At 70.0% G+C, this 24,008-nt stretch carries 19 protein-coding genes; 13 read left to right on the top strand and 6 right to left on the bottom strand.

The window, feature by feature from the left end:
* Positions 1-6 precede the first annotated feature (6 nt).
* Positions 7-594 (top strand): DUF5998 family protein, encoded by a 588-nt coding sequence (locus tag J9315_RS11210; protein WP_137824148.1) that lies wholly within the window; start codon positions 7-9, stop codon positions 592-594.
* The gene (locus tag J9315_RS11205; protein WP_198498371.1) at positions 594-1,772 is read left to right on the top strand and encodes a nucleotide pyrophosphatase/phosphodiesterase family protein; all 1,179 of its coding nucleotides are present in this window, start codon (positions 594-596) and stop codon (positions 1,770-1,772) included. The genes J9315_RS11210 and J9315_RS11205 overlap by 1 nt, the downstream gene beginning before the upstream one ends.
* Here the strand turns inward: J9315_RS11205 and J9315_RS11200 are convergent.
* Positions 1,732-2,325: a GtrA family protein gene (locus J9315_RS11200; RefSeq protein ID WP_198498372.1), complete on the bottom strand. Its 594-nt coding sequence runs from the start codon at positions 2,323-2,325 to the stop codon at positions 1,732-1,734. The two genes, J9315_RS11205 and J9315_RS11200, sit on opposite strands and share 41 nt — an antisense overlap.
* A gap of 216 nt (positions 2,326-2,541) precedes the next feature.
* Here J9315_RS11200 and J9315_RS11195 point away from each other — a divergent pair, with 216 nt between their 5' ends.
* The 6 genes from J9315_RS11195 (at position 2,542) to manA (ending at position 11,750) form a co-directional block, all read left to right on the top strand.
* Entirely contained in the window at positions 2,542-3,765 is a 1,224-nt protein-coding gene (locus tag J9315_RS11195; protein WP_332839521.1) for a 5-(carboxyamino)imidazole ribonucleotide synthase, read from the top strand.
* Position 3,766: 1 nt separating this feature from the next.
* Positions 3,767-4,306: a 5-(carboxyamino)imidazole ribonucleotide mutase gene (gene purE, locus J9315_RS11190; protein WP_198498374.1), complete on the top strand. Its 540-nt coding sequence runs from the start codon at positions 3,767-3,769 to the stop codon at positions 4,304-4,306.
* Positions 4,307-4,342: 36 nt separating this feature from the next.
* A complete protein-coding gene (locus J9315_RS11185; RefSeq protein WP_198498375.1) occupies positions 4,343-5,491 on the top strand; it encodes an acyl-CoA dehydrogenase family protein in 1,149 nt (382 codons plus the stop codon).
* 250 nt (positions 5,492-5,741) lie between these two features.
* On the top strand, positions 5,742-7,241 hold the full coding sequence (locus J9315_RS11180; RefSeq protein ID WP_198498376.1) for an LCP family protein: 1,500 nt from the start codon (positions 5,742-5,744) through the stop codon (positions 7,239-7,241).
* 367 nt (positions 7,242-7,608) lie between these two features.
* On the top strand, positions 7,609-10,212 hold the full coding sequence (locus J9315_RS11175; RefSeq protein ID WP_249120890.1) for an NlpC/P60 family protein: 2,604 nt from the start codon (positions 7,609-7,611) through the stop codon (positions 10,210-10,212).
* Positions 10,213-10,427: 215 nt separating this feature from the next.
* Positions 10,428-11,750 carry a mannose-6-phosphate isomerase, class I gene (gene manA, locus J9315_RS11170; RefSeq protein WP_232623548.1) on the top strand — a complete coding sequence of 441 codons (1,323 nt, stop codon included), beginning with the start codon at positions 10,428-10,430 and terminating at the stop codon, positions 11,748-11,750.
* A gap of 716 nt (positions 11,751-12,466) precedes the next feature.
* Here the strand turns inward: manA and J9315_RS11165 are convergent.
* The 4 genes from J9315_RS11165 to J9315_RS11150 are packed head-to-tail and all read right to left on the bottom strand — an operon-like array spanning position 12,467 to position 15,848.
* Positions 12,467-13,132: a CoA transferase subunit B gene (locus tag J9315_RS11165; protein WP_198498378.1), complete on the bottom strand. Its 666-nt coding sequence runs from the start codon at positions 13,130-13,132 to the stop codon at positions 12,467-12,469.
* Positions 13,133-13,144: 12 nt separating this feature from the next.
* Positions 13,145-13,933 carry a CoA transferase subunit A gene (locus J9315_RS11160; RefSeq protein ID WP_198498379.1) on the bottom strand — a complete coding sequence of 263 codons (789 nt, stop codon included), beginning with the start codon at positions 13,931-13,933 and terminating at the stop codon, positions 13,145-13,147.
* On the bottom strand, positions 13,921-14,673 hold the full coding sequence (locus J9315_RS11155; protein ID WP_198498380.1) for a hypothetical protein: 753 nt from the start codon (positions 14,671-14,673) through the stop codon (positions 13,921-13,923). The genes J9315_RS11160 and J9315_RS11155 overlap by 13 nt, the downstream gene beginning before the upstream one ends.
* 35 nt (positions 14,674-14,708) lie before the next feature.
* A complete protein-coding gene (locus J9315_RS11150; protein ID WP_232623549.1) occupies positions 14,709-15,848 on the bottom strand; it encodes a coenzyme F420-0:L-glutamate ligase in 1,140 nt (379 codons plus the stop codon).
* Positions 15,849-16,347: 499 nt separating this feature from the next.
* Between J9315_RS11150 and J9315_RS17615 the strand changes: the two genes are divergently transcribed.
* From J9315_RS17615 to J9315_RS11135, 3 genes are read left to right on the top strand one after another with little or no spacing between them, the layout of a single operon-like run.
* Positions 16,348-16,608, top strand: a complete 261-nt coding sequence (locus J9315_RS17615) for a WhiB family transcriptional regulator (protein WP_332839545.1) — start codon at positions 16,348-16,350, stop codon at positions 16,606-16,608.
* Positions 16,605-20,159, top strand: coding sequence for a glycosyl transferase (locus J9315_RS11140; RefSeq protein WP_198498382.1), 3,555 nt, complete (start codon positions 16,605-16,607; stop codon positions 20,157-20,159). The genes J9315_RS17615 and J9315_RS11140 overlap by 4 nt, the downstream gene beginning before the upstream one ends.
* Complete coding sequence (locus J9315_RS11135) at positions 20,156-21,613, top strand: DUF5719 family protein (protein WP_198498383.1); 1,458 nt, start codon at positions 20,156-20,158, stop codon at positions 21,611-21,613. Before J9315_RS11140 ends, J9315_RS11135 begins: the two co-directional genes overlap by 4 nt.
* 58 nt (positions 21,614-21,671) lie before the next feature.
* Here J9315_RS11135 and J9315_RS11130 read toward each other — a convergent pair whose 3' ends face one another.
* A complete protein-coding gene (locus J9315_RS11130; RefSeq protein WP_198498384.1) occupies positions 21,672-22,040 on the bottom strand; it encodes a metallopeptidase family protein in 369 nt (122 codons plus the stop codon).
* Positions 22,041-22,155: 115 nt separating this feature from the next.
* Between J9315_RS11130 and J9315_RS11125 the strand changes: the two genes are divergently transcribed.
* Both J9315_RS11125 and manB read left to right on the top strand, forming a co-directional pair.
* Positions 22,156-22,518 (top strand): DUF3499 domain-containing protein, encoded by a 363-nt coding sequence (locus tag J9315_RS11125; RefSeq protein WP_344251340.1) that lies wholly within the window; start codon positions 22,156-22,158, stop codon positions 22,516-22,518.
* Positions 22,519-22,550: 32 nt separating this feature from the next.
* Complete coding sequence (gene manB, locus J9315_RS11120; RefSeq protein ID WP_198498386.1) at positions 22,551-23,984, top strand: phosphomannomutase/phosphoglucomutase; 1,434 nt, start codon at positions 22,551-22,553, stop codon at positions 23,982-23,984.
* Positions 23,985-24,008 lie beyond the last annotated feature (24 nt).

The raw sequence follows: 24,008 nt of genomic DNA, 5'->3' as shown, positions 1-24,008 counted from the left end.
GAGGGCATGTCTCTACCCGACGTCCTCGTCCGCGATCTCCAATCGGCCGGCTACTACCCGCAGCTCACCGAGGGGATCCTCGCCGACTCCCTCTACGACGAACCGGTGCTCAGCCACTTCGTCCACATCGACACCCACGTCGACATCGAATCGATCCACCGGCACGTCACGGCGTTCGTCCTCACCGAGACCCGACTCCTCCTCGCCCACGTCGACGATGATCCCGCCGTCGCCCCCGGCGGCAAGGCGCGGGCGGTGACGAGCAGCGAGGACATCGAACTCGAGCGCCTCGGCACCGTCATGGTCGGGCGCACCTTCGCCGACCCCGCCTCGTATGCGCCGGGCGATGCCCCGGTCGAGGTCTCGCTGACGCTGTCGTGGGGCGCTGCCCGGCGCATCGAGGCGTTCCCCGAGACCTGCGGTGACCCGGACTGCATGGGCGACCACGGGTACGGGGGATCGATCTTCGCCGAGGATGTCCTCCTCCGCGTCTCCGCCGAAGCCGAAGGCCAGGCCGCCGTCGACCGCATCGCCGACTTCGCCGACCGCCTGCGCGCCGCCGTCTTCCACGCCCGCCTCCGGTCGCGGCGCTGATGGCCGACCTCCCCTCGGACCAGGCCCCCACCGCGAGCCTGCTCGCTCCTCCCGACTACGGCAATCCCCTCCTCTCCGATGTCGTCCCGGCCGCGGCGCTCAGCCTCGGTGCCGGCGGCGTGCTCGATGACACCGCGGCCCTGCGCGCGCAGCGCCTCGGGTTCGACCGCGAGGTGCGCACCGCGATCGTCGTCCTCATCGACGGCCTCGGTGAGCAGCTGCTGTCCCGCGACAGCGGCTACACCCCCTTCTTCCGGTCCCTGGCCGGCCAGCGGCGGACCGTGTCGACGGGATTCCCGTCGACGACGGCGAACTCCCTGTCCTCGTTCGCCACCGGGCGGCTGCCAGGGGCCCACGGCGTCGTCGGCTACCGGCTGCTCGATCCCGCGAAGGACGCGGTGTTCAACCAGCTGACCTGGGATCTCGACGTCGATCCCGTGACCTGGGTGCCCGATGCCACGCTCTTCGAACGCCTCGAGACCGCCGACGTCGACGTCGTCAGCCTCGGTGAGGCGAAGTTCGCCGGACGCGGGCTCAACCGCGCTTCCCTGCGCGGGGGCCGGTTCCGGGCGTCGAAGACGCTCGAGGAGCGGTGTGCGCAGGCCCTCGCCGAGGTGCGGGCTCCGGGCACCCGGCTCGTCTACCTCTACTGGGGCGGCCTCGACAAGACCGGGCACGTCCACGGCTCGAACTCGGCGCAGTGGACCGAGGAGCTCGAACGCATCGACCTCGCCCTGTCCCGGCTCGCCCAGGACCTGCCGCACGATGCCGCGATGATCGTCACCGCCGACCACGGGATGGTCGACATCGACCACGACACGCGCCTCGACCTCGTCGACGCTCCCGAGCTCAAGGCCGGTCTGCGCCACCTCGGCGGGGAGCCGCGGGCCCTTCACCTCTACGCGCAGCCCGGTGCCGCCGGCGATGTCGCGGCGGCGTGGACGGAGACGCTGGGGGACCGGGCCCTCGTGCTGCCGCAGGCCGAAGCGGTGCGCCGCGACTACTTCGGTCCCGTCGATCCCCGGGTCATCGGGCGCATCGGGGACGTCGTCGTCATCTGCACCGACGGCTTCGCCGTCGTCGATTCGGAGACGGAGTCAGCCTCGGCGCTCGCGCTCATCGGCCATCACGGGGCGACTACGGCACGCGAACTCGAGATTCCGCTCCTCGTCGTCTGACGCCTGTCCGCGGGACCCGGCGGACGGTGGCGCCGGCGCTCTCGCCGTCGTTGGTCGCGGCGTTGACGTCGGTCGCGTCGTCGTCGTCGATCGCGTCGTTGTCGTCGGTCGGGACGATGGCCCGCCTCAGCGAGGCGGTGCCGGGGACGCGGTAGAGCACACGGCTGTACATGATGTAGCGGAAGATGTTGCCGAGCAGCACGCCGACGACGTTGGCGGAGATGTTGTCGGCCAGCGGCGAGGTCCAGCCCATGACGTAATGGCTGACGATGAGGCAGAGGCCGGCGATGCCGAGCCCGGCGAGATTGACGAGGAAGAAGCCGATCGCCTCGCGCCAGGGCCGGCTCGTGCGGCCGTCGCGGAACGTCCAGTGCCGGGAGCCGAGCCAGCTCACCGTCGTCGCCGCCGCCACGGACACGACCTTGGGGATGAGCGGGCCGATGTCGGTGGTGAAGAGGATGAGGTTGAAGACGCCGAGGTCGACGAGGAACGCGATCGTCCCGACGGCGGTGAACTTCGCCAGACGGGAGAGCTCGGACCGGGTGCGTCCCATGCCCCTCCTCATCTCGTGGATCGCGGTCTCGTGGATCGGGGTCCCTGACTCGTGGTCGCCGACCCGAGGTCATCCTACGACAGCCGGATCGGTGTTCCCTGCGGACAACAGAGCTCCCTGCAGACAGAGACGTTCTCTGCGGACAGGGGAGCCGACCGGAGCCGGAGGACTGCCCTCACGCACCGTTCGGAGCGGCCCCGCGATAGGATGGCAGGCGTGACTTTTCCTACCATCGGCGTCATCGGCGGCGGTCAGCTCGCCCGCATGCTCGCCCCCGCCGCCGAAGCCCTCGGCGTGAGATTCGCCGTCCTCTCCGAGTCCGCTGACGCCCCCGCCGCGCAGGTCATCCACGACGTCACGGTCGGCGACTACACCGACTTCGCGACGCTCAAGTCCTTCGCCGAGACCGTCGACGTCATCACCTTCGACCACGAGCACGTCCCGCCGGAGCACCTCGAGGCCCTCGTCGCCGCCGGGTACACCGTCCGCCCGGGACCGCGGGCGCTCATCTTCGCCCAGGACAAGATCCTCATGCGCCGGAAGATGGACGACCTCGGCCTGCCCAACCCCCGGTGGGCGGAGATCGGCAGCCTCGCCGATGCCGAGGCCTTCGCCGCCGAGGTGGGCCTGCCCTTCGTCCTCAAGACCCCGCGCGGGGGCTATGACGGCAAGGGCGTGCGCGTCATCTCCGACCTCGCCGAGGTCACCGATTGGCTCGCCGAGGTCCCCGTCCTCCTCGCCGAGGAGAAGGTCGACTTCACCCGGGAGCTCGCCGTCATGGTCGGCCGGTCCCCGATGGGCCAGACCGCCGTGTGGCCGGTCGTCGAGACGTGGCAGCAGGACGGCGTGTGCAAGGAGGCGATCGCCCCGGCCCCCGGGCTGCCCGGGCAGAAGGCGACCGCGATCACCGAGGCGGTCCTCACCGTCGCCGGTGCCCTCGACGTCACCGGGGTGATGGCGATGGAGATGTTCGAGACCCCGGACGGCTTCCTCATCAACGAATTCGCGATGCGCCCCCACAACACCGGGCACTGGACGCAGGACGGCTCGGTGACGAGCCAGTTCGAACAGCACCTGCGCGCCGTCCTCGACCTGCCGCTCGGCAGCCCTGCGGCCCGCGACGAGGTCTCGGTCATGGTCAACATCCTCGGCGCCGACCACGAGGACCTCTACCACCCCTACCTCCACGTCATGGCCCACGACCCCGATGTCAAGGTCCACCTCTACGGCAAGGACGTCAGCCCCGGGCGGAAGGTCGGCCACGTCAACGCGTACGGCGCCGATCGCGCGCTCGTCCTCGCCCGGGCCCGGCACGCCGCGGACTTCATCGCCGGCGTCGACGTCGACCCGCACCCGAGCCTGCCGACCCCGGCCGACCTCACCCCGGAGGGCGCGGAGGACACCGCGCCCCGCCAGACCTCACCCGAGGAAAGGGACTGACATGACCACCTCCACGCAGCAGACCGACGAGGCGGCCGCCTCGGCGAGCGTCCCCGTCGGGATCGTCATGGGCTCCGACTCGGACTGGCCGACGATGCGGGCCGCCGCCGAGGCGCTCACCGAACTCGGCATCGCCTCGACCGCCGAGGTGGTCTCGGCCCACCGCATGCCCGAGGACATGGTCGAGTGGGCGCGGACCGCTGCCGAGCGCGGACTGCGCGTCATCATCGCCGGGGCTGGGGGAGCGGCGCACCTGCCGGGGATGATCGCCTCGATGACGTCCCTGCCGGTCATCGGGGTGCCCGTGCCGCTGAAACACCTCGACGGAATGGACTCCCTCCTCTCGATCGTCCAGATGCCCGGCGGCGTGCCCGTCGCGACGGTCTCGATCGGGGGAGCGAAGAACGCAGGACTGCTTGCCGCACGGATCCTCGCAGCCGGCACCGACGCCGAGGCGGTCGCTCTCCGCGGCCGACTCGACGACTACCGGGCCGCCCTCCGCCAGGTCGCCCTCGACAAAGGGGCGGCACTCGGGCAATAATTATTGACTGAACGATCGATCAGTCAAAGGAGCACGATGTTCGACCTCTACCAGCCCAGTGAAGAGCACGAAGAGATCCGCGCGGCGGTGCGCGACGTCGTCGAGAAGCGGATCGCCCCCTTCGCGGCCGAGGTCGACGCCGAGTCCCGGTACCCGCAGGAAGCCCACGACGCGCTCGTCGAGACCGACTTCTTCGCCGCGCACATCCCCGAGCAGTACGGGGGAGTCGGGGCCGACGCGCTCGCGGTCGCGATCATCATCGAAGAGGTCGCGCGCGCCTGCGCCTCGTCCTCGCTCATCCCCGCGGTCAACAAGCTCGGCAGCATGCCCGTCCAGCTCGGCGGCGACGATGCGATCAAGGAGAAGTACCTCACCCCCGTCGCCCGCGGCGAGGCCGGGTTCTCCTACGGGCTCTCCGAACGCGAGGCCGGCTCCGACACCGCCTCGATGAAGACGCGGGCGACCCGTGACGGCGACGACTGGATCCTCAACGGCGTGAAGACGTGGATCACCAACGCCGGCGTCTCCGAGTACTACACGGTGATGGCCGTGACCGATCCCGACGGAGCCCGCGGACGCAACATCTCCGCGTTCGTCGTCGAGAAGTCCGACGAGGGCTTCACGTTCGGTGAGAAGGAGCGCAAGCTCGGCATCAAAGGCTCCCCGACCCGGGAGCTGCTCTTCGACAACGTCCGACTGCCCGGCGACCGCATCGTCGGCGCCCCGGGGGAGGGCCTGAAGATCGCGCTGCGCACCCTCGACCACACGCGCGTGACGATCGCCGCCCAGGCCATCGGCATCGCCCAGGGCGCCCTCGACTACGCGCTGGGCTACGTCAAGGAGCGCCAGCAGTTCGGCAAGCGCATCGCCGACTTCCAGGCCATCCAGTTCATGCTCGCCGACATGGGCATGAAGCTCGAGGCCGCACGCCAGCTCACCTACACCGCGGCGGCGAAGAGCGAGCGCGGCGACGCCGACCTCACGTACTTCGGGGCCGCCGCGAAGGCGTTCGCCTCCGATGCCGCGATGGAGATCACGACCGACGCCGTCCAGCTCCTCGGCGGGGCCGGCTACGTCGTCGACCACCCCGTCGAGCGGATGATGCGCGACGCGAAGATCACCCAGATCTACGAGGGCACGAACCAGATCCAGCGCCTCGTCATGGGTCGCCAGCTGCTCGGCTGAGACCCGGTGCGCCCGCTGTCGGCCCGACGTGTCGGCGGCGGGCGTCGGCGTGCCCGCTGGGGGCTGTCACCAGCGTGTGAGGAGTATCACTCGGCCGCCGCGACATGCGCAGATCCCAGGTGCGGGAATCCACGGCATCCACGCGACACAATGGATGAACACAGTGGACTCTGACGAAGCTTTGGCAGAGTGGTCACTGGCGCGGCCGCGAACGGCTGCTGCGAGAAGCGCGTGAGACGAAGGTGAGGCAGTGGCCGAAACGAGATACATCGACCCCATTCACTTCCCGTCGTACGCCTCGCAGCCGACGAGGGACGTCCGTGCGTGGTTGCTGCTTCTCGTCACCATCCTCCTGCCCGGCGGTGTCCAGCTGCTCTTCCGCAGCCGGCGCTGGGCGCGGATCTCGCTGTCGATCACCGCGCTCAGCTGGCTGCTCTTCATCGTCGCCGTCATCGCGATCCTCATCAACCGCACGTTCGCGTTCACGATCGGGACGAACCCGATCATCCTCACATTCCTCACGCTCTGGGTGCCCATCGTCGGGCTCAACTGGTTCGTCTGCCTCGTCGACACGATTCGCCGCATCCGGCTGGTGACGCTGTCGAAGAAGGCCCGTCCGCGCTTCCTCGCCGCCTTCTGCGCCCTCGTCCTCATCGTCGTCGGGCCGCTGGCGTGGGGCACGAACATGCTCAACAGCCAGCGCGGACTCGTCAGCGACCTCTTCGCCTCCGGGAAGGTCGCGAAGCCCGTCGACGGGCGCTACAACATCCTGCTCCTCGGCTCGGACGCCGGCAAGGGCAGGACCGGCATCCGACCCGACTCGCTGTCTCTTGTCTCGATCGATGCGGAGACCGGCAAGACCGTCATCATCGGCCTGCCGCGCAACATGCAGAACGTTCCCTTCGCCGAGGGCTCACCCCTGGCCTCGGTCTACCCGCAGGGCTTCAACTGCGGCAGCGAATGCCTGCTCAACGCCGTGTTCCAGCAGGGTGAGAAGTACAAGGACCGGTTCGAGGACCCGGAGCGGGCCGGCGAGCAGGCGACGATGGACGCCGTGTCCGCCGTCACCGGCCTTGAGGTCCAGTACTACGCGATGATCAACCTCAAGGGCTTCGAGAACCTCATCGACTCCCTCGGCGGGATCACCATCGTCTCGGGCAAACGCGTCCCGATCTCCTCGAAGGTCGACCCGACGACGGGCAAGCACGGGCCGGTCAAGGGGTGGATCGAGCCCGGGGAGCAGAAGCTCGACGGCTTCAACGCCCTCTGGTACGCCCGTTCCCGTGAGTTCTCGAGCGACTACGAGCGGATGATCCGGCAGCGGTGCGTCCAGGAGGCGATGGTCAAGCAGCTCGACCCGGCCACGGTGCTCACCCGCTACCAGGACATCGCGAAGGCGACCCCCGGAGCCCTGTCGACGGACATCCCGTCCTCACAGGTCGACTCGTTCGTCGATCTCGCGCTCAAGGTCAAGAGCCAGAAGATCGAGTCGCTTGACCTCACTCCGCCGCGCGTGACACCATCACAACCGGACTTCGCCGAAGCCCGTCGCCTGGTTGCCGAGAAGATCGATGCCGCCTCCAGGGACGCTGAGAAGCAGACCGAGGCGCTCGCGATGCCGGCAGGCGTCGGGGCGGGCGTGTCCGCGGGCATCGGCACCGGTGCCTCGGTGACGGCCTCCGGGGCCGGTGACACCACTCCTGACGAGGGCGAAGAGGCCGACGCACGGGCGATCTGCTACGTCCCGTGACGCTCCGGCGACCCGGTCGATGACGACCTGAGAACGTCCCGGCGAAAAAACTTTCGCACGGTGTGTCGCCTGCCAACACTGGGAACCACACCGGTGTAATTATCTTCATTCGTTATTTTTCCACTCTGACACGCCGGAAATGTGTAACAATTTTGAGATGTTGGGGTCGCCCACCGTATGCCGACGGTGAAGTGGACTCCCGGGCCTGAACTTCCCTGACTTCCTCGAAAAGGCTGTAACGATGAAATACATACTGCCCACAGTCGCGGGCTGCGCCTCTGTCGCACTCGTCGGCACCTTAGCGGTCACGGCGACGGACGCCTTTGCTGCCACCGTCGAACCGGAAGTGACCCAAGAAGCGCTCAATGTGAGCGAAGACGGACTCGACGTCCCCGGCGCGCGCGATTCGAGCAGCGCCGAGGCGAGCGTCTCCAACCAGAGCGCGACCAACCTTCCCGACATCTTCAAGTCCCAGTCGGCGCTGGCCGCCGCGCAGGTGCCTGAGACCGTCAACGTGAGCGCTCAGCCGGTCGCTGCGACCGTCGCCCCCACCTCGGCGGGCCTGACCTCCCCGGAGGGATCGCAGACTCCCGCACCGGCCGAGGGCACCGCCCCCGCCGAGTCCGGCGATGCCGGTGACGGCGGAGAGGCCGCCCAGGAGCCCACCGAGGGCTCGACCCCCGCCGACGACGCGCAGGACGACGAGGACATCTCCGGCACGGTGCGTCAGAAGACCGAGGACGGCGTCAACATCGCGCTCATCTCCGACGTCCTCGACGTGCCCACGAAGAACCCGAGCCTCGTCGGAGTCACCTTCGCCGATGCGCCGAGCACGATCCGCATCCAGGTGCGCGTCAAGAGCGACTCCGGGTGGGGATCCTGGCAGGATCTCGACGAGGACAAGCAGGAGGAGGCGAAGAACGAGGGCTCCGAGCCGTTCACCGTCAACGAGGCCAGCGGCGTGCAGCTGCGCATCCTCGGCGACAAGGCGCCCACGGATGCCGAACTCGTCCTCGTCGACCCCAAGTTCTCCGAAGCCGACGCGCAGGCGGTCGCGGACAACGCGCCCGTCCAGATCGATCCGGCCGCCTCGACCGACGAGTCCGGCTCGACCGCACCCGCCGTCGACGAATCCGGCACCACCGACACCGGCGCGACCGATGCCACGACGGTGTCGGCGACCGGTGCGGCCACGGTGACGACGCAGAACTACGTGCCCGGTGACGCGCAGGTCAACACCGTCGCGAAGTCGGCCAAGGTGCCCAAGCCCGACATCGCCTCGCGGAAGTCGTGGGGAGCGAAGTCGTACAAGGGCAGCCCCAGCTACGCGAGCAGCATCAAGCAGGCCGTCGTCCACCACACCTCGGGATCGAACAGCTACTCGGCTGAGGACGTTCCCGGCATCATCCGCGGCATCCAGACCTTCCACCAGAAGGGACGCGGATGGTCCGACATCGGATACAACGTCGTCGCCGACAAGTACGGTCGCCTGTGGCAGGCCCGTGACGGTGACATCTCGAAGGCCGTGGTCGGCGCTCACACCTCCGGTCACAACACCGGCACCTTCGGCATCTCGGTGCTCGGCACGTACAACAGCTCGGCTCCGCCGAAGGTCACCCGCGACGCCGTCGCCTCGGCGATCGCGTGGAAGTTCTCGATGTACGGACTGACGGCGAGCAAGTCGACGCTCGTCGGCCACCGCGACCTCGGCAGCACCGACTGCCCGGGCGATGCGTTCTACGCGAAGCTCGGCGAGGTCCGCGACACCGTCAACAACATCCTCAAGTCCGGCGATCTGCCCTCGGACAGCAGCGATGACGGCAAGAACGAGACCCCGAAGCCGGCACCGCAGACCGCGATCGAGAAGTACGCCGCGGACAACAACCTCGGCAAGGCCACCGGCAGCGAGTACGACGTCAAGGGCGTCGACGGCGCCAAGGCCCGCAACTACGAGAAGGGCGTCGTCTACTGGTCGCAGAAGACCGGCGCGTACCACGTCACCGGGGCGATCGCCTCGGCGTACAAGGGTGAGGCCATCACCCAGCTGGGGCTGCCCGTGAGCACGGAGAAGGGCGGCCTCAAGGGCGGGGGCGTCTACCAGACGTTCTCGAAGGGCTCGTTCCACTGGTCGCCCCAGACCGGGGCGGCCTACACCACCGGAACCCTGCTCAAGTACTGGAAGGACAAGGGCTACGAGCGCGGCCACCTCGGCTACCCGAAGTCCAACCCGGTGATCAAGGACGGCCGTGCCGAGCAGCTCTTCGAGGGAGCGAAGCTCGTGTGGGCCGAGGGCTACGGCACGACGGAGTTCTCCGCCAGGGGCTCGATCTCGGGCACCGCAGTCGATGAGAACGCGCCGGGCGACTCGCCCCCGCCGGGGGACAGCGCCGCCGATGGCGGTTCGGGTGCAGACTCCGGGGAAGGTGCTGCAGCCGACGGAAACGCGAACGGATCAGACAACGGCTCCGACAACGGCGGTTCGACCGATGAGCCGACGCAGGAGCCCACCCCTTCGGATCCGCCGAAGGAAGAGCCCAAGCCGACCGAGCCTCCGAAGGAGGAGCCGAAGCCCACTGAGCCGCCCAAGGAGGACAAGCCCTCGAAGGAGGAGCAGATCCAGGCGCAGCGGGACAAGGTCATCGAACAGGCGAAGAAGTACGTCGGGACCAAGTACGTCTGGGGCGGGACCACGCCGAACGGCTGGGACTGCTCGGGCTACACCCAGTACGTCTACGGCAAGGCGGGCATCGATCTGCCGCGCACGACTAGCCAGCAGCGCAATGCCGGCAAGGAGATCTCGATCAAGGACGCCAAGCCCGGCGACCTCATCTGGATCCCCGGTCACATCGGAATCATCTCCGAGACCAAGGGCCAGATGTACGACGCGGGTTCGACGCGGACGAACACGACGAAGCGCAGCTACGAGTGGATGCTCAGCCGCGGCGCCAAGGTCATCCGGGTCATCGGCTGATCATCGCGCAGTGATCACTGGGGAGTGACCACATCGGCAGCGGCCCCGAGACGCACCCGCGTCTCGGGGCCGCTGGCGTGTGTGCGGTGAACACTGTGTGACCGGGCCTGAACAGAAAGTGAAGTCACGGCGTCATCGCGGAATTCCGGCAGGCGCACACGCTACGGTTGAGGGATGGATGCGCGAGAGCGCACGGACGATTCGCAGGAGAGGTGATGCCAGTGCGTCGGCTGCACAACACCGTGAAGAACTTCGACTGGGGCACCCCGGACGCGATTCCCGCGATCCTCGGCACCGTCCCGGACGGCACGCCGTGCGCCGAACTCTGGCTGGGAGCGCACCCGCTCAGCCCCTCACGACTCGAACTCTCCGCCGCCCAGGGCACCCACGGGGCGGTCGGCTACGGACACGTCGGCTCGTCCTCGTCCGTCGATGTCCGCACCTCCGGGCGACTCGACCTCGGGCCCAACCTCATCGAATACATCGCCGGTGATCCCGAGGGACTTCTCGGACGCGACTCGCTCGAGGTCTTCGGGCCGCGTCTGCCCTTCCTCCTCAAGGTCCTCTCCGCGGAGAAGGCGCTGTCGATCCAGGTCCACCCCACCCCGGAGCAGGCCGCTGCCGGCTTCACCCGGGAGGAGGAGACGGGGCCGGATCTCGACGCTCCCGACCGCAACTACAAGGACGCCTCGGCGAAGCCCGAGCTCATCTACGCCCTCACCGAGTTCCACGCCCTCTCCGGCTTCCGCCCGCGCAAGGCCGTGCGGGCGACTTTCGAGCGGTTCCTCTCCCTGTCGCTGTCGGCGTCCTCGCTCGACCTCCTCGGCGAGATCCTCGCGTCGCTCAAGGCGCTCAGCGATGCCAAGGCGTTCGCGCGGACGGTCGAGCTCATCCTCGGCGACGACCGCGCGCCGGGACTCGTCGCGGAGATCGCGAGCCAGGACTTCGCGACCCCGCCGCGCGGGCACGCCTCCCAGCTCGGCACGGCCGTCGACCCGATGCAGACCTTCGTCGAGCTCGTCACCGACTATCCGGACGATCCCGGTGTCCTCGTCGCGCTCATGCTCTGCCGCGTCCACCTCCAGCCGGGCGAGGCGCTCGCGATGGAATCGGGGATCCTCCACGCCTACCTCGGCGGGACGGGCATCGAGATCATGGCCTCGAGCGACAACGTCCTGCGCGGGGGCCTGACGAGCAAGCACGTCGACATCCCCGAGCTCACCCGGATCGCGACGTTCACGGCCGCGCCCCCGCAGCTGCTCGAGCCCGACCGCGACGGCGTCCTCACCGGTGCGACCGAGGACTTCGCTCTCCAGGCCCTGCGGTGCCCGCGCCTGAAGCGCATCGACCGGCGCGGGGCGGCCATCGTGCTGTGCACCTCGGGGACGATCACCCTGACGTCGGTGGGGAACTCAACGACCCTGACGCGTGGGCAGAGCGTCTTCGTCGGCGCCAACGAACCCGCCGTCACGGCCGACGGTCACGGAGACCTCTTCGTCGCGACCACCGGACTCGATCGCGCGCTGCCCTTCGCCTGAGGCTGCCTCGCACCTCAGGTTTCCCCTCTACTGAGGCTGCCTCGCTCCTGAGCGGAGCGCGCGGGCGAACCCTGTCCCTGGAGCGGCTTTCACTACCCGTGCACACGGTGTGTTCGGGGCTGCGGGTGCCTCTCGGCGAGCCCAGTGTTGTGTGTGGGGCTGAGGGTTGTGCGTGACGTGCTGCGTTGTCAGGGCGGCTCCGGGTTGTGCGTGGCGAGCTGAGCGGCGCGTGATCGAGCGCGTTTCCGGCATCCCGCCTGTGGAGCGGCTTTCACTACCCGCGCACGCGGTGTGTTCGGGGCTGTGGGTGCCTCTCGGCGAGCCCAGTGTTGTGTGTAAAGCTGCGGGTTGTTCGTGACGGGTTGCGTTGTCGGTGCGGCTCCGGGTTGTACGTGACGAGCTGAGCGGCACGTGATCGAGCGCGTTTCCGGCATCCCGCCTGTGGAGCGGCTTTCACTACCCGTGCACGCGGTGTGTTCGCGGCTGCGGGTGCCTCTCGGCAAGCCCAGTGTTGTGTGTGGGGCTGCGCGTTGTGTGTAGAGCCCAGGGTTGTGCGTGAGGCCACGAGTTGCGTGTGAGGGTCGGCGTTGTCGGTGCGGATGCGGACTGCGATTTACGGGTCCGGGCTGCGCGTGGCGGGCTGCGGCGGGACAGCGCACAAGGCCGCCGCGCACCGACACTCCGAAGGAGCGTCAGTGGGCAGCGGCGCGCGCGACTCAGACGTCGGGGACGGTGATGGTTGCGACGTCGTCGGGGACGACCACCTCGGCGCCGGTCTTCTCCTTGACCTCCTCGACGGTGACTCCCGGTGCGAGCTCGACGAGGGTGAAGGCATCACCGGTGACGTCGAGGACGGCGAGGTCGGTGATGACGCGTTCGACGACGCCCTTGCCCGTCAGCGGCAGGTCGCAGGCGCCGAGCAGCTTGTGCGTGCCGTCCTTTGCGACATGGTCCATGACGACGATGACGCGCTTGGCGCCGTGGACGAGGTCCATCGCCCCGCCCATGCCCTTGACCATCTTGCCGGGGATCATCCAGTTCGCGATGTCGCCGTTGACCGCGACCTGCATCGCGCCGAGGATCGCGGCATCGATCTTGCCGCCGCGGATCATGCCGAAGCTCGCCGCCGAATCGAAGTACGAGGCGCCCGGCAGCATCGTCACGGTCTCCTTGCCCGCGTTGATGAGGTCGGGGTCGAGTTCGTCCTCGGTCGGGTACGGACCGACGCCGAGGAGGCCGTTCTCCGACTGGAGAACGAGCCGCACACCGTCGGGCACGTAGTTCGGGACGAGGGTCGGCATGCCGATGCCGAGGTTGACGTAGCTGCCGTCGGCGAGCTCCTGCGCCGCGCGCGCGGCCATCTGGTTGCGTGTCAGTGCCATGGTGGGCTCTCCTCAGGCGTTCGCGGCGGTCGGGGTCGGACGGAGGGTGCGCTTCTCGATCGGCTTGTCGGCGATCTGCTCCGCCGTCAGCGGGACGACGCGGTGGACGAAGACACCGGGCAGATGCACCTCGTCGGGATCGATGTCACCGGGTTCGACGAGCTTCTCGACCTCGGCGATCGTGATCCGACCGGCCTGCGCGGCCGGCGGATTGAAGTTGCGGGCCGAGGAGTGGAAGACGAGATTCCCGTCGCGGTCGCCGACGGCGGCGCGGACGAGGGCGTAGTCGGGGGCGAGCGACTCCTCGAGGACGTAGGTCTGCTCCTCGCCGAAGGTGTCGAAGACCCGGGTGTCCTTCGCCGGGGACTCCTTGATGACGTTGCCGTCCGCGTCGTACTTCCACGGCATGCCGCCCTCGGCGACCTGGGTGCCGGCGCCGGTGATCGTGTAGAACGCGGGGATGCCCGCACCGCCGGCGCGCAGCTTCTCCGCGAGCGTGCCCTGCGGGGTGAGCTCGACCTCGAGCTCACCGGAGAGGTACTGCCGGGCGAACTCCTTGTTCTCCCCGACATAGGACGCGATGATCCGCCGGATCCGATGGTCGGCGAGCAGCACCCCGAGCCCGCGGCCGTCGACGCCCGCGTTGTTCGAGATCACCTCGAGGTCCGTCGTCCCCTGTTCCCTGATCGCGCGGATGAGGAATTCCGGGACTCCGACGACCCCGAATCCGCCCACGGCGATCGACGATCCATCGGCAATATCGGCCACTGCTTCTGCGGGCGTGTCAACTACTTTGTCCATGTCCCCAGTCTGCCACGGACCTCACCGAGCTCCCGTGCGAGGTCCGCGATGCGAGCCTCATCGACTCCCGTGCCGAGCACGGTCTCACCCCCGCCGAGGAGGTGGCCCAGCAGGTCCGGCCACTGGTCCTCCTGCGGGGTCGAGTGGGAGACGAGGATCCCCGCGGGGGGACCCGCGGAACCGGTGGTCATCGCCGCGGTCCACGGGATCTCCGTCGTCCCCGCAGCCCCGAGGACGGCGAGGGTGCCCGAGCCGTCGAGGCGGCGCGGGGTGACGTCGGGATACGCCCGGATCGCGGAGTTGACGTCGATGAAGTCGGCATCGACCGGAGTGCTCAGCGCCAGTGCCGGGGGATTGAAGACGAAGATCTCCTCCGCCGAGGCGATCGCCGGGTCCGACTCGAACCCGACCGGGACGAGCGCGTGGAAGTCCCCGTCCGGGACGGCCGAGATGCTGCCGCCGGCTGAAGCGGTGCCACCGGCATCGCCCTGCTCGCCGAGGACGACGCGGCCACCGGCGAGGAGGACGCTGAGGATCGCGACGAGTTCGCGCCAGTGGAGACCGCCGGGCAGCGGGACGAAGAGGGTGAAGTCGGGGCCGAGATCGTAGTCGCCGAAGAGACCGACTCCCTTATTCACCCAGTTCGCGATGACCGGGCCGGTGAGGTCGAGGGTGTCGAAGTCGGGCCCGCGCCAGAAGAGCACGGGACCGCCGGTGCCAGCGAGGCGGGTGAGATCCATCTGTCCTGCTTTCTCGAGCGTGTGCTGTCGGGGGATCAGTGCGTGCTGTCGGGGGAGAGGAGTCCGATGTCGATCGTCACTCCTCGCGGGAAGCTGCCGAGGTCCCCCTCGGCCCAATGCCACTTCGTCGTCGCGGAGAGGTCCTCGGCGAAGAGCGCGGTGTGCATGCGCTCGACGAGGGAGCCGAGTCCGACCATCGCTTCGAGGATCGGAGGTCCGTCGGCCTGCGTCGTCGCCGGGGAGGTCGAGGGGCTCATGATGATCCGCGAGCCCGACCCCTCGATGCGCATCCGCCAGGCCGCATGGCCGGGGGTGCGCGCGTTGCCGCCGCGGACGACGCGGATGGCCCGGGAGACGCGCTCGAGGATGTCGTCGCCGCCGTCCCCGGCGGGAGCACGGCCGGGTACGGTATCGACGCCGAGCCCGCGCTGGATCGCCTCGACGTGACCGAAGCGGAACCAGTCTTCGCCGAGGTCCCGGCACAGTGCCTTCGCTCCGCCGCCGCCGTTGTCGAGGTAGCCGCCGGCACCGCGGATCAGCGCCATCGGCAGACCGCGGGCGGCCCCCTTGACGAGGTCGGCGGCGGCGGCGATCTCATCGCCGACGGCGCGCACGGTCACCGTCTGCACGCGCCCGTCGTCGTCGGGCAGTCCGCGCTGGTCGTCGAGGCCGGAGAACCCGGAGAGGCCGAGCGCGATGTCTCCGACCCCGACGCGCCACGGCCGCGATGTCGTATCGGAGACGACGACGCCGATGCGCACCGCGAAGGCCTCCTCGACACGGGCGCGCAGCTGAGCGGCGGAATGGTCGGCGTCGGCGGGATGGAGGACGACGTCGCCGCCGGAGTTCGACTGGTCGAGACCGGCCGCGGCCTGCACCGTGCCGGCCTGAGTCCGCACGACCTGGACCGTCGTTCCCGACGCATAGCTGCGTTCGGCCACGAGGTGGGTCGAGGACGCTCGGACGAGGTCCTCGAACTCGGCGCGGTCAGCCACCGAGGTCAGTCTCCCGTCGGCCTTCGACACGACCTTCGAGGCGATGACGAGGATGTCGCCGTCCTTGAGATCGATGCGGTTGCGCCGCAGACTGGTGATGAGGATGCCCGCGAGGTCCGAACCGGGCCGGATGTCGTCGTCGAGGGGAGGCGCGTAGACGGTCAGCAGTCTGTCGTTCATGCCTGCTCGCGGACCGTCACCCTGGCTCATTCCTCCATATTCCCATCCCAGCCGAACGAATCCGAAATTCTCACGATCCCATCAGGTGGACACCATGGATTGTGGCAGGTGCGCATGCCGGTCCCCATATCTTGTGTTGGCGGCGCGTGTGTATGTGAAGATGTGTTCGAATACGCGGTTTCTCCCCGCTTGATTACTGCACGAGGGCTTGACTCAGCGGTAATGACACGCGTGTAATTTATACCTAAGGGGAACGCGCTTAGCACGAATTCTCGGATTCGCATGGCACAACACGCTGAGCGTGAGAAAGGGGAGAACCGTGCAGAGCGCACAGAGCAAGAGACTAGAGGATGAGGAGTTCGTCTCCGTACCGGGGGTGACCTCCCGCAGCGCCGGCGACTGGTTCGTCGAACCCGGCGCCCGCACACCGGACACGCTGCCGGACCCATTGGCGATCGATCCGAACGATCTCACACCGCTGCCCGTCGACGATGCGGCAGTGTCGCCGCTCTCGCTCCTCCTCGGCGCCGCCGAGGACGGCGAGCTGTCGTGGCAGGACCAGGCGCTGTGCGCCCAGACCGACCCTGAGGCGTTCTTCCCGGAGAAGGGCGGATCGACCCGCGAGGCCAAACGCGTCTGCGAGTCCTGCGAGGTCCGCTCCGAATGCCTCGACTACGCGCTGGCCAACGATGAGCGGTTCGGGATCTGGGGCGGCATGTCCGAGCGCGAACGCCGTCGGCTCAAGAAGCGAGTCGTGTGAGACCTGCCGTCACGGTCGTCGTCATCTCCGGCGACGACTCCCGCAAGGCCGAGCTCGAAACCACCCTGAGCAGGATCCACCCCGAGATCCCCGTCGTCGATCTCGGGGGCCTTGCCGTCTCCGAGGCGCTCGCCCTGCCGGCCGTCGCCGGCAGCGACTACCTCTGGTTCCTCACTCCCGACTCCCGCCCCGCGCCGGGGTGCCTCGACGAGCTCCTCGACGCGATGAGTGCTGCGGACTCGGTCGCGGCGGTCGGGCCGAAGCTCTTCAGCGGCGAGCGGATCGTCTCCGCCGGGGTGACGACCACCTCGGCGGGGGTGCGCGTCAATCCCGTCGGATCGGGAGAGCTCGACCAGGGACAGCGGGACGGGGAGTCCGAGACGCTCGCGCTCGACCTGCCCGGGATGCTCATCGCCACCGCCGACCTCGATCGCATCGGCGCTCCCAGCCGCGGACTCGGCCCGGCCTACCGCGGCATCGAATACTCCCGTCGCCTCCGCGACCTCGGCCGGCGGGTGGCCCTGGCCCCCGGCGCTCGACTCGACATCTCCGCCGCCGAGGCGGCCCAGCTCGGCACCTCGGCCAAGCCCCCGACCGCGCGAGCGCAGGTGCGCACCGAACAGCGCTACCGGCTCAGCCTCGCCCGGCCCGGCCTCGTCCGGCTGCTCATCATCCTGGCCGCCACCCAGCTCGGCGCCGGGCTCCTCTCCCTGCTCGGCAACGACGTCCGGACCGCCGGCTGGCGCTTCGCCGCGCTTGTCGGCCTGCCCGCCGACGTCCGCGCCACCGCCCGCCTGCGCCGGGCCAACGCGCGGCGCGGTCGGCTGGCGAAGCGCGCGAACACCGCGCACCTGAACTCCCTGTTCGCCGACCCCGAGGAACTCGCCGTCCACCGGCGCAGCATGGCGGCCCGCCGGACCGGAACCGGTGCCGGCGATGGGGACCACGACACCCTCGACGAGGCCGACCTCAACCAGGTCGGTGACACCGAGGAGGCCATCGACTCGTTCTCCCGCCTCGAGGTCAGCGGCGGCGCCGGCATCTTCACGCACCCGCTCTTCTTCCTCATCCTCGCCGCCGGTCTGCTCAGCGGTCTCGTCTCCCACCGGCTGCTCGGTCCCGGCCACCTCGTCGGGGGTGCGCTGGGGTCGACCGACATCGGCTACGGCGAGCTCGTCACCCGGCTCCTCGGCGGCTTCCTCGACGCCGGCACGGGCATCGACACCCCGGCCGATCCGCTCCAGCTCGTCCTCGCGGTGCTCGGTCTGCCGTTCCTCGGCAACCTCGACGTCACGGTCCGCGTCCTCATCCTCGCTGCCCCGATCGCGGCGGCGATCGCCGCCTACGCGTGCGCCGGGATCCTCGTGTCCCGCAAGTGGGTCCGCGGGTTCGCCGGCCTCCTCTGGCTCGTCGCCCCGCTCTTCGTCATGGGGCTGTCGACCGGCCGCCTCGGCGTCATCCTCATGTGGATCGCCGCACCACTGTTCATCATCGCTCTCACCCGCAGTCTGCGCACCGGTTCGGTCTCGGCGGCCGCGGCGGCCGGGCTGCTCCTCGTCGTCATCATCGCCGGCGTCCCGCTCATGCTTGTCGTCGGCCTCGTCCTCACGATCGCCCTCGTGCTCCGCCGGCGGGGTCTGCGTCATCTCTGGCTGCTCGTCCCGACCCTCGTGCTCACGTGGCCGTGGCTCGTCGGGGTCGTCACCCACCCCGGCACCCTCTTCGTCATGCCCGGTCAGACACTGTCCCCGGGCACCGCTCCGACGTACCTCCTCGCCGTCGGGTTCCCCGCCCCGCTCGATCCCACGTGGCTGACAGGGCTGCTCGAACCTCTCGGGGTGACCGGCGTCAGCCAGCTGTGGGCGCTCTTCATCGTCCTGCCGATGCTTCTGCTCGCCTTCCTCACCCTCATCGAGGCCCGCATCCCGCTCACGGTGCTGACCTGGGCTGTCGGGCTCTACCTCACCGGCCTCGTCGTCTCGATCATCCAGGCGCACCTGCCCGCCCAGGTCGGCCCGTTCGCGCTCATCGGGTCGTATCCCGCGGCCGGAGTGACGCTGACGAGCATCGGCGCGATCGCCCTGCTCGTCCTCGGCGCCGACCGCCTCACCGCAGCCCCGCGCAGCGTGTCCCGGGTCCCCCTGCGCGTGCTCACCGGCCTCGTCGCCGTCGCCGCCGTCGGCCTCGCCGTGCTCGGCGCCGGTCCCGCCTCCGAGTCGGTGTCGACGACGGAGGACGGCACCGTTCCCGCCCTCGCCGCCGACCGGGCCGCCGGCCCCACGGAAGCCCGCACGCTGCGCCTCGACGCCGTCGACGGCGAGGTTCTCGCCACCCTGCTCTCGACCGCTGACGGCACCGTCATCGGCACCTCGACCGTGGCCTCCGCCGAGGCGGTCGGCGGTCCGCCGTGGGAGCGCCGGCCGCTGCCCATCGGTGAGGACGACGTCCTCGTCGCCCAGGCCGCGGCCGCGCTGTCGGCCGACGACGCCGGCGACGTCCGCGAGCTGCTCGGCCGCCTCGGCGTCGATTTCGTCCTCGTCGACGAGGACGACGCCGCGCTGCGCTCCTCCGTGGCCGCAGCGACCGGCCTCGTCGAGGTCGGACCGACGGAGGCGGGTGTGCTCTGGAACGTCGACAAGCCCTACAGCGGCCGCTTCCTCGTCCGCGAACCCGACGGCACGCTGTCGACGGCACCGCGCACCGGGGAGACGATCGACATCGCGCCCGGCGCGGACGGTCGCACGCTTGTCGTCGCCGAAACCGCCCACGGGATGACGGCGAAGATCGACGGAGAGGACCTCCCGCGTCCGGCCGAGCCGGATCAGGCATGGGATGAGGAGTTCACCCTCCCGGCTGCCGGCGGCACCGTCGAACTCGACGATTCGTCACCGCTGATGACGACGGGAGTCATCGCCGGCTGGGTGCTCGGACTCCTCTGCCTCATCGTCGCCCTGCCCATCGGCAGTCGCCGCCCCACCCCGAACCGGGCCGTGCGGCGCGGCGCGCCGGCGACCGCTCGAGGGGAATCCGGGACCGCGGACCAACCTGGGATCTCGGCGGACGGGTCTGACACTGCAGAGGCGTCCGCAGGCGCGGAGAACAGGGACTCCTCTGCGACCTCCGAGACCGAGACCGCTGAGACCGGGTCCGCGTCGGCGCAGCGACCGTCGGGAGGTGCCGCCGAGGCGGATGCCGCCGACACCGGGAGCGCCGCGGACACGGGGAGCGCTGCGGACACGGGGAGCGCTGCGGCGGACCCGCAGCCGGCGGCCATGACGCGGCGCGGTCGGCGGGCGAAATCCGGTCGCCGCGCTAAGTCAGGCCGCCGCGCTGAATCAGGAAACCGCGCGACGACCGCGCCGCAGCACGGGGAGTCGACACCGGACGCTGAGAGCCCCGACTCTGAGGGCACCCGCGCAGAGAACACCGCGCTACAGGACACCGAGGCACAAAGCGTCCACGCTGAGGGCACCCACCCAGACGACACCGCAGCACGGGACGGCTCGTCGGCTGACGGTGCCGCATCGGACAGGTCGGAGGAGAGAGCATGAGGCTCGGCCGCAGCACCGTGACATTCGCAGCGATCGCCGTTCCCGGCATCCTCATCGCCACGACGTCGTTCCTCACCCCGCTGCCCGCGGGCACGCTCAGTCGCAGCCCCGAACAGGTGCGCATGCCGACCGCGGACACCCAGGTGATCTGCCCCGGACCGCTGCTCACCGACCAGGCCGCCGAGGGCACCGACGCCGAGTTCGTCGACGACTCGAACGTCAGCACCCGCGTCGTCTCCGCGACCGCCCCGATCAGCGCCGCCGACGGCTCTGTGAGCGCCTCCCGCCTCCAGGTGGCCACCCTCGGCGGGTCTCCGGACTTCGACAACCCCGCATCAGGAGGATTCGTCTCCGGCGACGACCCGGTCGAGAACACGAAGATCATCACCGGCTTCGCCCGACCCGGTGCCCCCGCCCTGACCACGGCGCTCGAGACCGTCGAAGGCACCTCCGGGGACCTCACGGGGCTCGCCACGCTGACGTGCGCGGCACCGGCGGCGAACTTCCGGATCGTCGCCGGATCGGGTGAGGCGGGATCGAACTCGCAGCTGCTCCTGAGCAACCCCGGCAGCGTCCCCGTCCAGGCCCAGGTCCAGGTGATGACTCCCTCGGGATCGCGGGGCGAGCCGACCGAACTGAGCATCCGCGCGGGCTCCCAGCGGGCCGTCCGCCTCGCCGGCCTCGCCGCGGGCGCCCCCGAACTCGCCGTCGACGTCTCCGTCGACGGGGGAGTCCTCGCCGGGTCGATCCAGGAGACAAAGCTCGACGGGCTCACCCCGCAGGGCATCGACCTCGCCGCGCCGGGGGCGCCGGCCGCGAACCAGCAGGTCCTCACGGGACTCGACGGCAGGAGCGTGCGCGTGCGCGTGGCCAACCCCGGTGATGACCTCGCCGAGGTGGCCCTCAAGGCCTACGGTCCCGACGGGGAGGTCGACATCCCCCGGTCGGCGCTCACCGTCGTCGCCGGGGGCGTCGCCGAGGCCGACCTCGGCGAGCTCGCCGCCACGAGCCTCGTCCTCGATTCCGACCAGCCCGTCCAGGCCACCGCATCCGTGGCGACGAACCCCGACGGGGGAGCGGGCGACTTCGCGACGATCACCGCCACCGAAGGCCTCGCCGACGCTCAGCTCATGGCCCTGCCGCGGACCGGGACCGCGCAGCTCTTCCTCTCCCCGGGGCAGGGGCAGGTGCAGGTCAGCGGCATGCTCGACGACGGCAGCCTGACCGACCCGCGCGTCGTCGACCTCAACCCGACCGCGACGACGACCCTGGCCCCGGCCGAGGTCTCCGCCGAGGCGGTGCGCGCCCTCGTCATCAGCGGACAGGGCGCTGCCGGGGCAGCGGCCGACGGCGTCCACGCGAGCCTCCTCGTGACCTCGGATTCCGGGGTCTCCGCGGTCATGCCCGCGCCGGCCCCGGCCGGCGTCGCCTACCGCGACATCCGGCTCGACTGAGGAGCCGTCTCCGACCTGACCGAGGATCCGGCTCCGACTCCGCCGGAGACTGCGGCGCTCAGCCCTGCGCGCCGCGCAGCAGCGCGACCTGGTCGGCGATCACCTCGGCGATGAGGGTCTCCCGCGTCCCCCCGAGGCTGTGGTATTCGATGGGCCGACGGTAGAGGACGATGTGCGTGCGACGCTGCGGGGTCGCGGGGAACACCCGACCGAAGCTCGGCTCCGTCGACCCCGGCGGGGGGACGACATCGATGGCGAGGACCACCTCGGCGAGGAGATCGGGCTCCTGCTCGCGGTGCCGGGCGAACTCCTCGGCGGCGACCCGCGCGAAGGACTCCGCCCGGGTCGCGCGCGCGGGCACATCCGCGCGGAAGAGAGAGGACCGCAGGCCCCGTCCATGCCGGTCCCGGCGGCGTCTGACGTTCATGGTCGATGATTCTACCGAGACCGCTGTGAGGAAACCCGCAGAACTCGCCCGCCGCTCGGCCCGGCCACCGGGGAACGGGCAGCGGCAGCGTGTAAAGTGAACGACTGTGTCAGCCTTGCGAACGTGCTCGAAAGTCAGCTGCTCGCGCAGCGCCTCCGCGACCATGACCTACGTGCATGCGGACGCGTGTGTCGTCGTCGGTCCCCTCGCCCGCCGCGCCGAACCCGGCGCCCACGACCTCTGCGCCGATCACGCCGCCCGCCTCACCCCGCCGGTGGGCTGGGAGCTCATCCGCATCGGTGCGACCGAGGAACCGCCGGAGCGCACCCATGACGATCTCCTCGCGATCGCCGACGCGGTGCGCGAGGCAGCCGCGACCCCCGCACCCGGAAGCCGGCCGCGGGCCGTCGACGCCGATTCCGAGGCCGACACCGGACAGGGCCGCCGCCACGGACACCTGCGCATCATCGGCCCGTGAGCGCCACTGACGAACTCCACGAAGGACACCCCATGACCCTCCCCGCCTCCCGTGCCCGCGCCCTGGCCACCGCCGTCGGCGCCTACGACATCCGCGGGAGGATCCCCGACGAACTCGACGATGACATCCTCTTCGCCCTCGGCTGGGCCACGGCGACCGCGATGGCGGAGATCCACGGCAGCACCGAGGTCGTCGTCGGCCATGACATGCGCCCGAGCTCCCCGGGATTCGCCGGGGCCTTCGCCGCGGGCATCGCCGCCGCGGGCCGGTGCCCGGTCCTCCTCGGCCTCTGCTCGACCGACCAGCTCTACTACGCCTCCGGGATCTTCGACCTGCCCGGGGCGATGATCACCGCCAGCCACAATCCCGCCGACTACAACGGGATCAAGATCTGCGGACCCCGCGCCGGCGGAGTCAGCCTCGACTCCGGACTCGGACGGATCCGCGACCTCGCCCCCGACGCCCCGGCGCCCGATACGGACGCCGCCCAGGTGCCCGTCGACGAGAGCGCGGCGGCGACGATGCGGAGCAGCTATGCCCAGCGCATCCGTGAGCTCACCCACGTCGACGCGGTGCGCGGTCTGCGCGTCGTCGTCGACTGCGGCAACGGCATGGCCGGTCGTCTCCTCGACGAGGTCTTCGGCACCGCCGCGGGACTGCCCGAGCTCGACCTCGACGTCATCGGCCTCTACACCGAGCTCGACGGGACGTTCCCCAACCACGAGGCCAACCCCCTCAAACCCGAGAACCTCGTCGACGTCCAAAGGGCGGTCGTCGAGTACGACGCCGACCTCGGGCTCGCCTTCGACGGCGACGCCGACCGGTGCTTCTTCATCGACGAGACCGGGGCGACGCTGTCGGCCTCGGCCGTCGGCGCCCTCGTCGCCGAACGCGAGATCGCCCGCGCCCGGGCCGCCGGCGTCGAGACGCCCGCGGTCATCCACAACCTCATCACCTCCCGCAGCGTCCCCGAGGCGATCGCCGCCGCCGGCGGTCGTGCGATCCGCTCGAAGGTCGGCCACTCCGGCATCAAGACCCTGATGCGCGAGGAGAGCGCGGTCTTCGCATGCGAGCACTCCGCGCACTTCTACTTCGAGGAGTTCTACGGCGCGGATTCGGGCATGCTCGCCGCCTGTCACCTCATCACCGCTCTCGCCACCGCCGGCGGCCAGGCCTCGAGCCTCGTCGCCGCCTACGACACCTACCGCCAGTCGGGGGAGATCAACTTCACCGTCGCCGACCCCGATGCCGTCCTCGCCGCCTTCGCCGCGGCCGCCGCCGACTTCGGTCCCGGGCGCATCGAGGATCTCGACGGGATCAGCCTGCAGGGCGAGGACTGGTGGGTCAACCTGCGCAAGTCGAACACCGAACCGCTCGTGCGGCTCAACGTCGAAGCGCCCGACGAGGCGCGCGTGCGCGAACTCACCGACCTCGCCACCGTCATCGTCTCCGGCCGGGCCGCCTGAGCCTGCCGCACCGACCCGCAGCCG

The sequence above is a fragment of the Brevibacterium sp. W7.2 genome (genome assembly GCF_018137945.1).
Classification (GTDB): Bacteria; Actinomycetota; Actinomycetes; order Actinomycetales; family Brevibacteriaceae; genus Brevibacterium; species Brevibacterium sanguinis.
The sequence above is the reverse complement of the archived record's forward strand: the minus strand, read 5'-3'. Positions and strand labels throughout refer to the sequence as shown.

What these genes read in the sequence shown, in the direction of transcription:
- J9315_RS11135 (WP_198498383.1), top strand. Translation starts at nt 20,156, where the DNA reads ATGAGGCTCGGCCGCAGCACCGTGACATTCGCAGCGATCGCCGTTCCC.
- J9315_RS11200 (WP_198498372.1), bottom strand. Translation starts at nt 2,325, where the DNA reads ATGGGACGCACCCGGTCCGAGCTCTCCCGTCTGGCGAAGTTCACCGCC.
- J9315_RS11205 (WP_198498371.1), top strand. Translation starts at nt 594, where the DNA reads ATGGCCGACCTCCCCTCGGACCAGGCCCCCACCGCGAGCCTGCTCGCT.
- manA (WP_232623548.1), top strand. Translation starts at nt 10,428, where the DNA reads ATGCCAGTGCGTCGGCTGCACAACACCGTGAAGAACTTCGACTGGGGC.
- purE (WP_198498374.1), top strand. Translation starts at nt 3,767, where the DNA reads ATGACCACCTCCACGCAGCAGACCGACGAGGCGGCCGCCTCGGCGAGC.
- J9315_RS11155 (WP_198498380.1), bottom strand. Translation starts at nt 14,673, where the DNA reads ATGGATCTCACCCGCCTCGCTGGCACCGGCGGTCCCGTGCTCTTCTGG.
- J9315_RS11150 (WP_232623549.1), bottom strand. Translation starts at nt 15,848, where the DNA reads ATGAACGACAGACTGCTGACCGTCTACGCGCCTCCCCTCGACGACGAC.
- manB (WP_198498386.1), top strand. Translation starts at nt 22,551, where the DNA reads ATGACCCTCCCCGCCTCCCGTGCCCGCGCCCTGGCCACCGCCGTCGGC.
- J9315_RS11185 (WP_198498375.1), top strand. Translation starts at nt 4,343, where the DNA reads ATGTTCGACCTCTACCAGCCCAGTGAAGAGCACGAAGAGATCCGCGCG.
- J9315_RS11210 (WP_137824148.1), top strand. Translation starts at nt 7, where the DNA reads ATGTCTCTACCCGACGTCCTCGTCCGCGATCTCCAATCGGCCGGCTAC.
- J9315_RS11165 (WP_198498378.1), bottom strand. Translation starts at nt 13,132, where the DNA reads ATGGCACTGACACGCAACCAGATGGCCGCGCGCGCGGCGCAGGAGCTC.
- J9315_RS11160 (WP_198498379.1), bottom strand. Translation starts at nt 13,933, where the DNA reads ATGGACAAAGTAGTTGACACGCCCGCAGAAGCAGTGGCCGATATTGCC.
- J9315_RS11130 (WP_198498384.1), bottom strand. Translation starts at nt 22,040, where the DNA reads ATGAACGTCAGACGCCGCCGGGACCGGCATGGACGGGGCCTGCGGTCC.